Here is a 15,094-nt window from a genome sequence, read left to right as displayed (position 1 = left end):
GCCGACGGGAAGTCCTTAAACGGAATCCGGGTCTACTTCATTCCCGGACACGCCGTAAGGACTAGTTTTTCTGGTCCGAAAAGCGGATGCCGCGTCTACTTCCGGTCAGGCCAGCGAGACCAGATCGGCGTAGGACGGGTTCCAGAGGTCCTCCACGCCGTCCGGCAGCAGGATGATCCGCTCCGGCTGGAGCGCGTCGACCGCGCCCTCGTCGTGGGTGACCAGCACGACAGCGCCGGAGAACTCGCGCAGCGCGCCCAGGATCTCCTCACGGCTGGCCGGGTCGAGGTTGTTGGTGGGCTCGTCGAGCAGCAGCACGTTGGCGGAGGAGACCACCAGGCTGGCCAGCGCCAGACGGGTCTTCTCACCACCGGAGAGCACCCCGGCCGGCTTGTCGACGTCGTCGCCGGAGAACAGGAACGAGCCGAGGATCTTGCGGATCTGCACCAGGTCGGTGTCGGGCGCCGAGGAGCGCATGTTCTCCAGCACCGTGCGGTCCGGGTCCAGGGTCTCGTGCTCCTGGGCGTAGTAGCCGATCTTCAGGCCGTGGCCCGGGATCACCTCGCCGGTGTCCGGCTGCTCCACCCCGGCCAGCATCCGCAGCAGGGTGGTCTTGCCGGCGCCGTTGAAGCCCAGCACGACGACCCGGGAGCCCCGGTCGATCGCCAGGTCGACGTCGGTGAAGATCTCCAGCGAGCCGTAGGACTTGGACAGACCGCTGGCGGTCAGCGGCGTCTTGCCGCAGGGGGCCGGGTCGGGGAAGCGCAGCTTGGCGACCTTGTCGTTCATCCGGACCTGCTCCAGGCCGGACAGCAGCTTGTCGGCGCGGCGGGCCATGTTCTGCGCGGCGACCGTCTTGGTGGCCTTGGCGCGCATCTTGTCGGCCTGCGCGTTGAGGGTCGCGGCCTTCTTCTCGGCGTTCGCCCGCTCGCGCTTGCGGCGCTTCTCGTCGTCCTCGCGCTGCTGCTGGTACTGCTTCCAGCCCATGTTGTAGACGTCGATCGCGGAGCGGTTGGCGTCCAGGTAGAAGACCTTGTTGACGACCGTCTCGACCAGGTCGACATCGTGCGAGATGACGATGAAGCCACCCTTGTAGGTCTTCAGGAAGTCCCGCAGCCAGACGATCGAGTCGGCGTCCAGGTGGTTGGTGGGCTCGTCGAGCAGCAGCACGTCGGAGTCCGAGAAGAGGATCCGGGCCAGCTCGACGCGGCGGCGCTGACCACCGGAGAGGGTGTGCAGCGGCTGGGCCAGGATCCGGTCCGGCAGGCCCAGCGCGGCGGCGATGGTGGCGGCCTCGGCCTCGGCGGCGTACCCGCCCTTGGTGAGGAACTCGGTCTCCAGCCGGGCGTACTTCTTCATCGCGTTGTCCCGGGTGGCGCCCTTTCCGTTCGCCATCCGCTCCTCGTTCTCGCGCATCTTCTTCAGCACGGTGTCGAGACCGCGGGCGGACAGGATGCGGTCCTTGGCGAGGACGTCGAGGTCGCCGGTGCGCGGGTCCTGCGGGAGGTAGCCGACCTCGCCCGAACGGGTGACGGTCCCGGCGGCGGGCATACCCTCGCCGGCCAGCACCTTGGTGAGCGTGGTCTTGCCGGCGCCGTTGCGCCCGACCAGGCCGATCCGGTCGCCCGGGGCGACCTTGAAGCTCGCGGACTCGATCAGGATCCGGGCACCGGCGCGCAGCTCGAGGGCGTTGGCGGAAATCATGGCTGGGAACTACTCCTGGGACGTGGGCGGGCGGCCGGGCGGGGACCCGGGGCCGGGCGAGCGGAAAGGGGCTTTCATCGGCGGTCGGCGCAGCACACTGGGCGCCGCCGCCCGCTATTGCCCGGAGGAGATAGCCATGACGGCAAGTCTACCGGGCCGCACGAAACGCCCCGGGGGGACTACCGCCCCGGGGTACCCGCCGGCTTACGGCTGCTGCGCGGCCGGCTGGTCACCCGCCGGAGCGGAGGGGCCCGGGGTGTCGGTCGCGGCCGGGGCATCGGTCGCGGCGGGAGTGTCCGGAGCGGCCGGGGCGTCGGTCGCGGCCGGGGCCACCGGGGCCGTGGGAGCCGCCGGGGCGTCCGCGGCCGGGGCCGCCGACGGGTCGACGCAGTTGCCCTGCGGCCGGACGGCGGCGAAGGGTACGTCGAGGGTGCCGCAGGCCGTCTCGGGCGCGGCCGCCTTGGTGTCGAAGACCTTGGGCGGCATGACCGGGCCGTCGGTGATCTCCACCCGGCTGGCGTCCAGCACCTTGACCGTCGCGGCCGGGCCGGTGCTCATCGCCCAGCCGTTGCTGTCCAGCCGGTAGCCGGTGATGGCGCCCGAGACGGCCTGCCCGCTGCTGTTGGTGCAGGTGCGCGGGATGAGTACGGCGTAGTCGGTGTGCACGGCGCGCAGCGGGTCGAAGGCGCAGCCGTTGGCCGGCTTGTCGTTGTAGCGCAGGTCACCGTCGGCGTCGCGCAGACCCATCGTCAGGTTCGGGGTCATCAGGGCCAGCCAGGGCGAGCCGTTCCGCTGGACGGGGTGCAGCGCGGCCGCGGCCCGCTGCTTGGCGAGCTGCTTGCGCTGGGCGTCGGTCCGCTTGTCGGCGCCGGGCTCGCCGTCGCCGCGCAGCCAGTCCGCCAGGCCCGGCACCGCGCGGTGCCAGCGCACCTCGTGGTCGCCCGGGCGCACCGAGGTGACGATGCCGTCGTCCCAGACCACGATCGCGTTGTCCCCGGCCATCGCCAGGTAGAGCGCCTCGGCGCCCTCGCGGCGGTAGGACCAGGCCTGCTCGCCGGTCTGCTTGTGGAAGGCCTCCAGGCCCGGGCCCACCCGCAGGTCCAGGTCGGCCGCGCTGAGCGACTCGGAGTTCACCGGCGTCGCCTCCGCGTCGCCCGGCCCCGCCACCCGGTCGCCGAACGGCACCGGCTTGTTCGCGTGGGCCGCCGCGCCGGCCGCAAGGACCAGCATCACCGCCAGGGCAGGCAGGATCGAGCGGGGGGTCAGTACACGCAGCGGCTTCCGGGACACGGCCGGAGCGTACCTTTCGCCGGGCACGCGAGTCAGCCCGGTTCCGGGCCCCGCCCGTACCGCGAACCGCGCGCCCGGCCGCGCGCGCCCCGCCCGCACGCCCACCCGCCCACCTGCGTCGTCGGCTCCCCGGCCGCTCCGCGGGGCGGGGCGGGCCGGGCCGCGGGGCCCGGTCGGACCGTTACAGATCTGATACACGGCGGCCGGTCGGCGGCCATTGCGGCAGACGGCGTTCGAATATCGCCCACTTTAGGGTGACATTCGGCTTTTCTGTCCTCCGGCGGCCCTACTGTCGGCGAGCGGGGCGCCACGGTCCGTCCACGCCGAGACCGGGCGCCCCTCCCACGCGACGTCGGAGGAGAGACCATGCGAATCGGCCGCCTGACGCTGGCCGCCGCCGCCCTGCTGCTGATGGCCACGGTCGGCGTCCCGGCCGGGACTCCGCTCAGCCAGACCGAACGGCGCGCCCTCTCCTCGGACGCCTTCGACCCGCGCGGCGCCGCCCCCCGCCCGCCCGCCCAGCGGCCGAAGCACGAGCCGCCGTTCGGCGCCTTCGTCGGCTCCTGGGACAACTACATCCCGCAGATCGGCCGGTACGCCCAGTGGCTGGGCGACGCGAACCTGCAGGTCGGCCACACCTACCTGGCCGGCAACGGCTGGGCCGACATCGACGGTGACCCGGTGGTGCTCGGCATGTGGTCGCAGTGGCGGCTGGCCGACCCGTCCCGGCTGCTCGTGCTCGGTGTGCCGATGCTGGTGCCCAACGAGGAGAACGTGCCGGACGGCGAGGTGGCGAAGCTGCTCGCCCAGGGCGCGCGCGGGGACTACGACGCGCACTTCCTCAAGCTCGCCCGACGGCTGGTCGCGCTGGGTGGCGCGGACACCGTGCTCACCGTCGGCTGGGAGATGAACGGCACCACCTACACCCACCGCTGCAAGCCCGACCCGTCCGCGTGGAAGGCCTACTGGCGGCGGATCGTCGGAGTGATGCGCTCGGTGCCCGGGCAGCGGTTCCGCTTCGACTTCGCCCCGAACCGGGGCCCGGACGCCATCCCGTGGACCAAGTGCTACCCCGGCGACGACGTGGTCGACATCATCGGCATGGACAGCTACGACCAGCCCGCCGGGGGCACCTTCGACGACTACGTGCGCGAGCCGTACGGCCTGCAGGACCAGGTGGAGTTCGCCGCCAAGCGCGGCAAGCCCGTCTCGTACCCGGAGTGGGGGCTGTTCCGCAACGGCGACAATCCCGAGTTCGTCCAGCGGATGGTCGACTGGATCCGTACCCACGACACCGCTTACCAGACCGTCACCGACTACTGCCCGCACGGCTTCTTCCAGTGCGGCAGCAACCCGCGCTCGGCGGCGCGGTTCAAGCAGCTGATGTCCGGGTCGAAGGGGGCGCCGGCCGTGGTGCCGACGGCGCCCCCGGCGCCCACCGCTCCGGCGGTGCCGACCGTACCCGCGGTGCCGAGCATTCCGGCGCTGCCGACCGCGACCGTCCGGCCGAGCGCGACCGCGACCGCGACGCCGCCGACGGGCCCGGCCGCGAGCCCGTCGGCCGGTCCGACGCCCACCCGGCGTTGAACGGTCAGCTGCGGCGGCGGGCCAGCAGCGCCTCCTTGAGCCTGGGGAAGCGGGTGCGCAGCTGGTGCGACGCCGCCTGCCGGGCGCGCACCGCCCCGGCCCGGACGAGCGCCGCCGGCGCCGGCCCCGACGGGCCCAGCAGCAGCCGCTGGTTGGGCAGCCGGTCCGGGCGCCAGCGCTGCTTGTACGGCTCCTGGCCGCGCAGCAGGCCGAGCAGCGGGATGCCCGCGCCGACCGTCTCGTCCAGTGCCGCGCCGAACAGCAGCCCGGCGATGTCCAGCCGCTCGCGCAGCATCGGGTGCGCGCCGTAGAGGTACAGCCCGCCGAAGGAGGGGCAGAGCAGCAGCAGGTTCACCGCGACCACCTGGCCGTCCAGGTGGAACTGGTGGACGGCGGCCCTGCCGGTGGCGACCAGGCCGGTGGTGGACTCGGTCAGGTGCCGGGCGAACCGCTCGGTGCGGTGATCCGGGGTCACACCGCGTACCTGCCACTGCAGGAAGTGCAGCCGCAGCAACTCCTCCAGCGCCTCCGCCACCTCGGCCGGCGGCGTCGAACGGACCTGCACCCCGGCCTCGGCGATCTTGCGCAGCTTCACCCGGCTGCGCTGGGCGGTCTTGCCGGGCAGCCGCTTGAGCAGCCGCTCCATCGGGACGGCCGGCAGGTACTGGCAGAGCGAGTCCTCGAAGCGGCGGCGGTCGCCGCGCCAGTGCGCGTACACCCGCTGCACCGCCGCCTCGGGGTGGACCTCGCGCAGCTCCAGCCAGTGCCACGGTCGGGTGAGCGGGAGCGCGGCGGCGAACTCGGCGGCGGCCCGGTCGGCGCACTCGTCGTCGAGCAGGACGTCGGTGTAGTCGGCCAGCCCGGCGCCCAGGCCGGTCAGGCCGCCGAAGGGGCCGCCGCGACGCCGGAAGGCGCCCGCGCCGACCAGCAGGCCGTCCCGGCGGACCAGCACCACGACCAGGCCGCCCGGGCGGCCGTAGTGGCGCCACCAGGAGCGCTGCCAGGCGGCGGCCTGGAAGAAGGTGGCGGTCCGGCAGCGGGCGGCCAGGTCGTCCCACTCCTCGGCGAGAGTGTCCAGGGCGTCGTCCTCGCAGCGCAGCTCGGTGGTCCAGGACGACGCCGCCGACCGGGCCGTCCGGCCTGCGCTGCGGGTCTCGGTGCTCATCGGCCGCTCCCGGCCGCGCTCTTCTCCTTGGCCGCCGACTTCTCCTTCGCCGTCGGCTTCTCCGTGGCCGGGGGCTCCTCCGCCGCTTCGGGCTCGGCCTCGGCGGCGGCGGCCTTCGCGGTGTCAGCCTTCCGGGTGTCGCTCCTCACGGCGTCGCTCTTCGCGGTGGCGGCCTTCACGGCGTCGGCCTTCGCGGTGCTGCCCTTCGCGGTGCTGCCCTTCACGGTGCTGCCCTTCACGGCGTGGGCCTTCGTGTCCGGCCCGGCCTTGGCAGGCTGGTCCTCGCTGCGCGGGCGCGGCGTCGTCGGGGCCTCGGCCGGTCCGGCGGCCGCAGGGGTCTGCGGGGTCCCGGTGCCCTCGGCGGCCTGCGGTGCCTCGGCCTCGCCCCGGCGGCGGGTCGTCATCGCCAGCGCGCCCAGCAGCAGTCCGGCCGCGCCGCCGACCGCGACGTCCAGCTTGGCGGAGGGTGTGGTCGGCGTGTCCGGCGCGGCGGCCGGGGCCAGCGTCACCAGCCGGACGTTGGTGTCCTTGCTGCTGGTGTTGGCGAAGGCGACCAGCGAGCGGGCCACCGCGTCGGCGGTCCGGGCGGCCTCCTGGGCGCGCGTCCCGGTGCCGGTGATCTCGATCATCGGGGCGTCCGGGGAGGTCGTCCCGTGCACCAGGGACTCCAGCTCGGCCCGGGTGTGGCCGGTCTCGGCGGCCGCCACCGCGAGCACCTGCGGCTGGCCCGCCAGCCGCCCGTACGCCTGGGCGAAGTTGGTCGCGGTCGCGGCCTCGCCGGGGTTCTGCGGGACCACGAGGACGTAGGCGTTGGCGGCGTACGAGGGGTGCGAGACGACGGCGTACCCGGCGCCGGCCGCGGCGCCCAACGGAACCGCGAGCGCCACCGGCCACCAGCGGCGGACCAGGCGGCGGGCGCTTCGGCGCGGTGTGGTCATGGGTGTGGCTCCTTGGGTATGGGACGGCGGTTCCGGCGGTGGCGGGCGGTCAAGCGCGGGCCAGCCGGTCGTAGAGGGCGCCCAGGTCGGCGGCGACCCGGGCGATGTCGTAGTGGCCGACGGCCGGCGGGTACGGCAGCGGGTCGGCGGTGTGCTCGCTCAGGTGCCGCAGGTCGCGCAGGGCACCGGCGTAGGCGGCGGGCTCGGACGGGATCCGGCGAGCCTGCGGGGCGGCGCTGGGCGGCAGTTCGTCGAGCGCCGGGCAGGCGCTGTGCCGCACCGGCAGCCCGGCCGCGAGGCCCTCCAGGACGCCGAGGCCGAAGGTCTCCGCGGTGGAGGGCGCGGCCAGCACGTCCAGGGCGGCCAGCAGCTCGGGCACGTCGTCGCGCTCGCCGGTGAGCACCAGCCGCTCCCGGACGCCGAGTGCGGCGGCCCGGCGCTCCAGCGCGGCGCGCTCCGGACCCTCGCCGACCAGCACCAGCCGGGTCGCCGGGTCGAGTTCGGCGAGTGCCTCGACCAGGACCTCGAAGCGCTTGCCGGGGACCAGCCGGCCCACCCCGCCGATCACCCAACTCCCCTCCGGCAGGCCGAGTTCGGCCCGCAGCCGACGGCGGGTGACGGCCCGGTCGACGGGTGGAAGGCGGTAGCGGCCGGTGTCGATGCCGTTGGGGATCAGCTCGATCCGGGCCGGCGGCACGCCCCAGGAGCGCAGCGTCTGGGCGACCTGCCGGGAGACCGCGACGGTGGTGCAGCCGAGCCGCTCGGCCGCCAGGTAGAGGCCCTTGACGCCCCGGGTGACCGGGCGGCCCTCGATCACCCCGGCGTGCAGCGAGTGCTCGGTGGAGACCACCGCGCGCACCCCGGCCAGCCGCGCGGCCAGCCGGCCGTACAGCTGTGCCCGGTAGAGGTGGGTGTGCACCAGGTCGTAGCGGCCGGCCCGGACCAGCCGGACCAGCCGGGGCAGCGCGCCGAGGTCCCGGTTGCCGCGCATGCCGAGGTGGTGGACGGTCACGCCGTCGGCGCGCAGGGCGGCCGCGACCGCGCCCGGGTTGGTCAGGGCGAGCACCTCGCACTGTTGGTGCGCGGGCAAGTGCCGGAGCAGCAGGTGGAGTTGGCGCTCCGCTCCGCCGGAGGCGAGCCCGGTGACGATGTGCAGCACCCTCACGGCCGACGCTCCGTGACCGCCCGCTCGCCTCCGGGGCGCTCGGGGCGCGCCCTGCGCGCGCGGCGCAGCTCGGTGAGGGCGTCGCGCAGTCGGTGCCGGCCCTTCTTGGCGCGCAGCCGCCAGGCGCCGTCGCGGTCGCCGACGTAGCAGCGGGGCAGGGCGAATCGGCCGGTGAGCGGGGAGTGCGCGATGGCGCAGGCGTAGTCGTACCCGGCGTCGCGGATGGCCAGGGTGGCGGGCAGGTCGACGGCGCCGTACGGGTAGCAGAAGCCGGTGACCGGGCCGCCGACGACCTCCTCCAGCAGGCGCCGGCTCTCCCGGGCCTGCACCGCGAGGGCCTCGGCCGACAGGCCGGGCAGCGCCTGGTGGCCGAGGCCGTGCGAGCCGATCTCCCAGCCGGCGGCCGCGAGTTCGGTGACCTCCGGGACGGTGAGCAGCTTCTTGCGCGGGCCCTCGGTGTCCCAGTTGTTGTCGCGGCCGAGCAGGTCGGCGACCACGTACGCGGTGGCGGTGAAGCCGTAGGCCTGGAGGATCGGTACGGCGTACCGGGCGAAGTCCGCGTAGCCGTCGTCGAAGGTGAGGCCGACCAGCTTGTCGTCCCGGCCGAGGGCGCGGGCCCGCATCAGCTCGCGGACCGAGACACCCCGCCGGCCGCGCCGGTGCAGCCAGGCGATCTGCTCGGCGAACCGCTCGGGGCTGACGGTAAGCCGGTAGGGGTCCTCCTTCTCGACCGCCACCGAGTGGTACATCAGGATCCACGGTGAGGCGGGGCCGGGAATCGGCGGTTCACCGACCGGGTGACGGCTCCTGGGCAGTCGCGCCCGGTGCGGCGAGGCGTTGCTGACGCCCGCCTGGGCCGAACGAACGGTGCCCCGTTCATTGTCCATGGGGACGCTTCCCTTCTTCGGCGACGGTGGCGACGGTGTGCGGGTTCAGGGCCCGGGCGGCGGCGAGGACCGGACCGCGCACCTCGTGGGCACCGAGACCGGCGCCCAGGGCGGCGAAGGCCAGCGCCACGGTGAGGCCCCCGAGGAGGGTCGAGAGCAGGGGGTCGGCGGCCAGTCCGGCGGCGACGGTGCCGAGCACGGTGGCCCCGGCGGCGGCGGCCACCAGCCGGCCGTGGCCGCCGAGGACCCGGCGCAGCCGTAGCGGGATGCCGCGCAGCACCAGGCCGCGCAGCAGCAGCGCGGCGGTGGTGGTGATGCCGGCCGCGTTGCCGGCGGCGAGTCCCAGGGCGCCGAAGGTGGGCGTGGCGAGCAGGCCGGTGGCGACGGTGACGCCGAGGCCGAGCACCATCGCGGCGGCCGGGAACCAGTCCAGCAGCCGGCGGCGGCCGTCCTCGGTGCCGGGGTCGTCGGCCCGGCGGACCACCGGGCGCAGCGAGAAGTACGGCCGGATCATCACGCCGATCAGCGCCTGGGCGGGCAGGCCGAAGCTGTACACCCGGATGACGTCGGCGGTGGCGGCGGTGTCGCGGGGGCCGAAGGCGCCGCGCTCGAACAGCAGCGCGACGACGGAGGGGGCGCAGGCCATCAGGAAGGCGGTGCCGAGCAGGACGACGGCCGCCGCCTGGCCGAGGTCCTTCTCCACCCGGTCGCGGGCGCCGGCGAGGTCTCCGGCGGCGAGCGCCCGGGCGACCAGCGGGAAGGTGACGGTGCAGATCAGGATGCCCGCCGTCATCGCGAGTTGGGAGACCTTGGCGGCGTAGTTGAGGTGCGAGATGGTGCCGGGCGGCAGCGCCGAGCCGAGGTAGCGCTCGACGAAGACCTGCGACTGGCGGGTCAGGGTGAAGGCGCCCACCGGCAGCAGCGCGAGCGGCATCAGCACCAGCGCCTTGCGCGAACGGCGGGCGCGGCCGGCGCCGCTGCCGCCGCCTGTACCGGTGCCGGTGCTGCTGCCGGGGTGGCCCTGGCGCAGCCCGCGCAGGAACGGGCCGACCAGCAGGCCGGCCATCAGCAGGCTGCCGGCCGCGACGCCGAGGGCGGCGGAGCGCACCCCGAGGGAGGCGTGGAAGCCGAGCAGGACGGCCAGGATGCCGAGGTTGTAGACGACGTAGATGCCGGCCGGGGCGGTGAAGCGGTGGTGCGCGCGCAGCGCGGCGGCCAGGTAGCCGGCCACGCCGAAGGGCAGCACGGTGATCGCGGTGATCCGGGTGCAGGTGACGGCCAGGCCGGGGTCGGGCAGGCCGGGGGCGAGCAGCTCGACCAGCTGCGGGGCACCGAGGGCGGCGGCCAGGGCGAGGCAGCTGAGCGCGAGCAGCAGCCAGGGCAGGGTGGCGCGGGCCAGTTGGCGGACCGGGTCGGGGGCGTCCGGGTCCTCCTCGCGCAGCACCAGGGCGAGCGCGAAGGCGGGCACCATGAGGAAGGACATGGCGTCCTCGATCAGCAGCGGCGCGGCCGTCTCGGGGACGGTCCAGGCGACCAGGAAGGCGTCGGTGCCCTGGTTGGCGCCGAAGTAGCGGGCCAGCAGGAGGTCGCGCAGCAGGCCGAGGCCGGAGCCGGCGGCGCTGAGCACGGCGGTGATGCCGAAGGCCTTGGCGAGGAAGCCGCGCCGGGGCACCGGGTCGGGTGCGGGGGCAGGCTGCTCGGCGGGCGCGCTGCGCGGGGCCGGCAGGGCGGAGGCCAGGGCGGCCGGCCGGTCGGTGGTCACAGGTCCGCCTCCCCGGCGGCGGCGCGGGCGGCGAGGCCGAGGACGACGGAGGTCAGCACGGTGGTGGTGCCGCCGATGTCGGCGTACAGGTAGTCGACCAGCACCCAGGTCAGCAGGGCGAGCGCCGCGAGGCCGAAGCCCCGGGAGCGGCGCAGGCAGCCGAGCAGGAGGGCGAGGAAGAGCGCCGCGTAGGCGGTGATGCCGATCAGGCCCTGCTCGCTGAGGACCAGGAAGTACATGTTGTGCGGGGAGAGCAGCGGCTCGCGCTGGAAGCCGATGGTGGGGTCGGCGGCGTCGCTGCCGGAGGACAGCCGCAGCGGGGCGTGGCTGTCGCGCAGCTGCTGGAAGGCCTTGGGCCCGGCGCCGTGGACGGGGTGGTCCTGCCAGATCCGCCCGGCGGTGGCCCACAGGTCGTAGCGGTCGGAGACGGACTGGTCGGGGGCGGCGGAGACGGAGCCGATCGAGCTGACCCGCTTGGTGACGCCGGAACCGCCGAGGCCGAGGCCGCCGACCAGGACGACCGCGGCGGCCAGACCGAGGACGGCGCTGCGGACGGCCAGCCGGGCGTCGGCGCGCAGCAGCAGCACGGTGGCGGCGACGCCGGTGGCGATCCAGCTGCCGCGGCTGAACGAGACGGCGAGCGGGAAGGTGAGGAAGGCGGCGGCGGCGAACATCGACCGCCGCAGCCGGGCGTCGCCACGAGGCCCCCGTGTGGCGCCTTCCCCACTCGCTTCCGGTCGCTCGAGCGCGACCTTCGGCTCGCGGGCCCCGAGCGCCAGGGCCAGGGCGGCGAGCAGGCCGAAGCTGACCACCGTGGACATCGCCATGACGTCCAGCGCGCCGAAGGTGCCGACGGCCCGGATCGGCTCGCCGGTGTAGGAGGCGCCGGTGTGGGTGAGGTACTGCTTCGCGCCGACCATGCCCTGGATCAGCCCGGCGAGCACGAAGGAGCCGAGGACCAGGCGCTGGTCGGTGCGGTCGCGCAGCGAGCAGAGCACCGCGGCGGGCACCAGCACGAAGACCTGGACCAGCCGGACGAAGCCGGTGACGCTGGTGGCCGGGTCGATCGAGCCGACGGTGGCGACGGCGGCGGCGACCACGATCCCGCCGAACAGCGCGCAGGTGGTCCGGCCGACGGCGGGCAGCCGCCCGCGCAGCAGGTTCAGCGCGGTGAGGGCGACCAGCGCCAGCGAGGCGAGGTCGGCGGCGGTGACGTGGACGGCGGCGGTGACGTCCTTCTCGCCGGTCGGCACGCAGACCAGCAGGACGGTGGCCGCGGCGAGCAGGCTGGGCCGGTCCGCGAGCGCGGGCAGCGCCCTCCGTAAGGCGGGGCGCGGGACGGCGGGAAGGGTCAGGGCCACGCGGGTCAGCTCCCGTCCGGGTGGAGCATCAGGGCCGCGGTGCGGCACAGGATCTTGACGTCCTGCCAGAGGCTCCAGCTCTCGATGTAGCGGTTGTCGAACCGGGCCCGGTCCTCGATGGAGGTGTCTCCACGCAGGCCGTTGACCTGGGCCAGGCCGGTGAGGCCGACCGGGACGCGGTGGCGGTCGGCGTACTCGGGGTAGGCCTGGCCGAACCGCATGACGAAGTACGGGCGTTCGGGGCGCGGGCCGACCAGGCTCATGTCGCCGCGCAGGACGTTCCACAGCTGCGGCAGCTCGTCCAGCGAGCTCTTGCGCAGCAGTCGGCCGACGGCGCCCATCCGGTGGTCCTGCGAGATGTTCCAGCGGGTCGCCGACTCGTGCTCGTTGCTCGGGCGCAGGGTGCGGAACTTGAGGACGGTGAAGACCCGGCCGTCCAGCCCGGTGCGCTGCTGGCGGAAGAGCACGCCGGGGCCGGTGTCGAAGCGGACGGCGAGGGCGCAGAGCGCCAGGACGGGGGCGAGCAGCAGCAGGCCGAACGCGGCGGCGGTGATGTCCAGGGCGCGCTTGCCGGCCCAGCCGGGGCGGCGCATCGCCGGGCGGCCGACCCGCAGGCAGGGGAAGCCCCACAGGTGGTCGCTGCCGGCGATCGGGGCGGTGGGCAGCGAGCCGAACTCGCGCAGCGCGGGCACCAGCCAGACCTGGCAGCCGAGCCGGGTGGCCTCCCGCAGGGCGGCGGCGGTCTCGGCCTCGTCACCGGCGCCGGCGGTGGCGATCACGTGCTGGATCCGGTGCCGGCGCACCTCGCGCTCCAGCACTTCGCGGCCGCCGAGGACGGGCAGGTCGGTGTCGCCGGCGAGCAGCGGCGGGTCGGCGTCCAGGAAGCCGACCGGGCGCATCCCGTACTCGCCGTGCTCGCCGAGGGCGGCGGCGATCCGGCGGCCGAGCCCGCCGGCGCCGAGCACCAGGGCGGGGCTGGGGCGGCTGCGGCGGATCCGCCGGACCAGGCGGTAGAGGACGGCGCGGCCGACGGTCGCGACCAGCAGCTGGGCGCCGAGCAGGACGGTGAGGCGGGCCGGGTCGGCCGGGCCGTAGTCGGGCCAGTGGCCGCTCAGGCAGCCGGACAGGGTGACGGCGAAGGCGGCGGCGACCACCGCCCGGGCGGCCAGGACGGGCAGTTCGTCCAGGACGGACAGGGTGAGCCGGGCCCGGTAGAGGCCGCCGGCCAGGTTGAGCAGGAGCAGCAGGGGCAGGACCGCGGGGACGCCGAGCAGGGGGTCGAGCGGGGCGGACGGGTCGACGGCCCGGTTGGCGATGCCGGTGGCGGAGAACAGCGCGATGGTGTCGGCCTGGACCAGGGCGAGCGGCAGGGCCAGCCGGTTGCGGACCGCCCCACGGTGCCGGCGCTGCGCCGGGACCGTCCGACTGTGTGCCGATCCCGCCGGGCGGTCGAGGAGCCCGGTGCCCGGCCGGCGTGGGCCGGCCAGGGGCAGGCCCGATCGCGGCACACTGTCGTGGTCAATGGTCATCAGCGCACGATCTCCCCTGCTGTGTGCCCGGGGTGACGGTGCCCCGACACCGGTTGGCCCGGGGCGGCCATCCCGGCCCGGTGGGCGCGGTCCTGACAGCACCTGCTGCCACTGGCGGCTTTCGGATCTCCCGCGGCGGGGCCGATCGCAATGGGGCCGGTCGCACTGGACTCGGTCGCGAGGGGCTCAGCCGTGAATTCCCGGTATGAAATCTGAACGAAGCAGGCAAAATCCGACAATACCGAACCAGGGTCTACGGGCCGTAAGTTGACTTGCCGCTTCATTCCAGCCGCCCATTGATAGGTATTTCAGATTTGACGCCTCGTCCCATATCCGGTTGAGGGTGCGAATACGACAGCGCCGGAACGGCGGGCATTCACGGCATGTGAAACGATCAGATCCGCTCTGGGACACGGGCCCGGCGCCGCCGCGCCGACGGTCCGGCGCCCAGCAGATGGCGGTAGAGGACGTCCACCTGTTCGACCACGGTGCGCACGTCGTGCCGCACCACCACGTGGTCGCGCAGCCGCGCGCCGCGTCGCTCGCATTCGATCGGATCGGACAGCGCCTCCGCCATTCGGGTGGCGAGGGCCGACGCGTCCTCCGGCGGGACCACCGCGTGCTCCCGCTCCGCCGGCGGCAGGCACTCCCTCGCCCCCGGCACATCGGTCAGCAGCACCGGACGGGCCGCCGCCATCGCCTCCAGCGGGGCCAGCGCCATCCCCTCCCAGCGCGAGGGCAGCACCACCAGATCGGCCGCCGCCAGCCACGGACGCGGGTCCGCCACGTCCCCGACCAGCCGGACCCGGGCCGGCTCGACGCTATCCCGGACCAGCTCCGCCACCCGCTGCTCCTCCGGCCCGCCGCCGACCAGCGCCAGACGGGCCTGCGGCACCCGGCGCAACACCTCCGGCCAGGCCGCCAGCAGCACGTCCTGGCCCTTCTGCCGACACAGCCGCCCGACACAGACCGCGAGCGGGGCGTCCAGGTCCAGGCCGAGCGCGATCCGGGCGGCCCGGCGGTCGGCGGGCGCGTAGTGCCGGACGTCCACCCCGTTGGGCACCACCGCCCAGTCGGCGTGCACCCCGGCCGCCACGCCGTCGGCCCGCTCCTGGACGCTGACGCAGAGCAGCCGGTGCGCCCACCGGGTGGCGAAGCGCTCCCAGCGCAGGGTCGCGGCGGCCAGCGCGCCGTCCACGGCGGCGAAGGACCAGGCGTGCGGCTGGAAGACGGTCGGGACGGCGCCGCGCACCGCCAGCCGGCCGGCCAGCCCGGCCTTGGCGCTGTGCAGGTGGACCACGTCGGGCGCGGCCGCCCGGACGATCCGGCGCAGCCGCCAGGCCTCGGCGGCGGCACCCGGGCCCGGCGAGCGCCCGGCGGACCAGTCCTGGACCAGCGCGCCCACCGCGGCGGCCTCCTCGGCCAGCCGTCCACCGCGCGGACAGGCGACCAGCACCCGGTGGCCGGCCTCGCGCTGCCCCCGGACCAGGTCGGCGACGACGCGGGCGACCCCGCCGTCCACCGGTTGCGAAATGTGAAGGATCGTCATATGCACGGCGGCGAGCCTAGGATGGCTCGCCCGTGCCGGGCGGCCCTCGTCACCCGGAGGTGGCGGTTCGGCCACCCGTACGGCTTTCGGCTCGCACGGGTGGCCGAGCCGCTCGAATTCCCGCGCGATTCAAGCGCGTTGAAGGATCAACCCGCTC

The 15,094-nt window shown here is 74.9% G+C and carries 11 protein-coding genes; 1 reads left to right on the top strand and 10 read right to left on the bottom strand.

What is annotated here, in order from left to right; translation table 11 throughout:
- Positions 1–105: 105 nt before the first annotated feature.
- Positions 106–1,704, bottom strand: coding sequence for an ABC-F family ATP-binding cassette domain-containing protein (locus tag ACZ52R_RS12485; protein WP_360499645.1), 1,599 nt, complete (start codon positions 1,702–1,704; stop codon positions 106–108).
- 204 nt (positions 1,705–1,908) lie between these two features.
- Entirely contained in the window at positions 1,909–2,994 is a 1,086-nt protein-coding gene (locus tag ACZ52R_RS12480; protein WP_465621125.1) for a hypothetical protein, read from the bottom strand.
- Between the two features lie 366 nt (positions 2,995–3,360).
- Between ACZ52R_RS12480 and ACZ52R_RS12475 the strand changes: the two genes are divergently transcribed.
- Positions 3,361–4,581 carry a glycoside hydrolase family 26 protein gene (locus ACZ52R_RS12475; protein ID WP_465621123.1) on the top strand — a complete coding sequence of 407 codons (1,221 nt, stop codon included), beginning with the start codon at positions 3,361–3,363 and terminating at the stop codon, positions 4,579–4,581.
- A 4-nt stretch (positions 4,582–4,585) separates the two neighbouring features.
- On the opposite strand, the gene ACZ52R_RS12470 is transcribed toward ACZ52R_RS12475, so the two are convergent.
- From ACZ52R_RS12470 to ACZ52R_RS12435, 8 genes are all read right to left on the bottom strand, one after another.
- Positions 4,586–5,746, bottom strand: a complete 1,161-nt coding sequence (locus tag ACZ52R_RS12470; RefSeq protein WP_465753437.1) for a GNAT family N-acetyltransferase — start codon at positions 5,744–5,746, stop codon at positions 4,586–4,588.
- Positions 5,743–6,684, bottom strand: coding sequence for a Wzz/FepE/Etk N-terminal domain-containing protein (locus ACZ52R_RS12465; protein ID WP_465753436.1), 942 nt, complete (start codon positions 6,682–6,684; stop codon positions 5,743–5,745). Before ACZ52R_RS12465 ends, ACZ52R_RS12470 begins: the two co-directional genes overlap by 4 nt.
- Before the next feature lie 49 nt (positions 6,685–6,733).
- On the bottom strand, positions 6,734–7,849 hold the full coding sequence (locus tag ACZ52R_RS12460) for a glycosyltransferase (RefSeq protein ID WP_465621120.1): 1,116 nt from the start codon (positions 7,847–7,849) through the stop codon (positions 6,734–6,736).
- Positions 7,846–8,736: a polysaccharide deacetylase family protein gene (locus tag ACZ52R_RS12455; protein ID WP_465753435.1), complete on the bottom strand. Its 891-nt coding sequence runs from the start codon at positions 8,734–8,736 to the stop codon at positions 7,846–7,848. The genes ACZ52R_RS12460 and ACZ52R_RS12455 overlap by 4 nt, the downstream gene beginning before the upstream one ends.
- Positions 8,726–10,498, bottom strand: a complete 1,773-nt coding sequence (locus ACZ52R_RS12450) for a lipid II flippase MurJ (protein WP_465753434.1) — start codon at positions 10,496–10,498, stop codon at positions 8,726–8,728. Before ACZ52R_RS12450 ends, ACZ52R_RS12455 begins: the two co-directional genes overlap by 11 nt.
- Positions 10,495–11,859, bottom strand: a complete 1,365-nt coding sequence (locus tag ACZ52R_RS12445) for an O-antigen ligase family protein (protein WP_465753433.1) — start codon at positions 11,857–11,859, stop codon at positions 10,495–10,497. Before ACZ52R_RS12445 ends, ACZ52R_RS12450 begins: the two co-directional genes overlap by 4 nt.
- 5 nt (positions 11,860–11,864) lie before the next feature.
- Positions 11,865–13,388 (bottom strand): exopolysaccharide biosynthesis polyprenyl glycosylphosphotransferase, encoded by a 1,524-nt coding sequence (locus ACZ52R_RS12440; RefSeq protein WP_465621112.1) that lies wholly within the window; start codon positions 13,386–13,388, stop codon positions 11,865–11,867.
- Between the two features lie 394 nt (positions 13,389–13,782).
- Positions 13,783–14,937 carry a glycosyltransferase gene (locus ACZ52R_RS12435; protein ID WP_465621110.1) on the bottom strand — a complete coding sequence of 385 codons (1,155 nt, stop codon included), beginning with the start codon at positions 14,935–14,937 and terminating at the stop codon, positions 13,783–13,785.
- Positions 14,938–15,094: the final 157 nt, after the last annotated feature.

Source organism: Kitasatospora sp. NPDC034023, from assembly GCF_055575795.1.
This window is presented reverse-complemented; position numbering and strand designations above follow the sequence as displayed.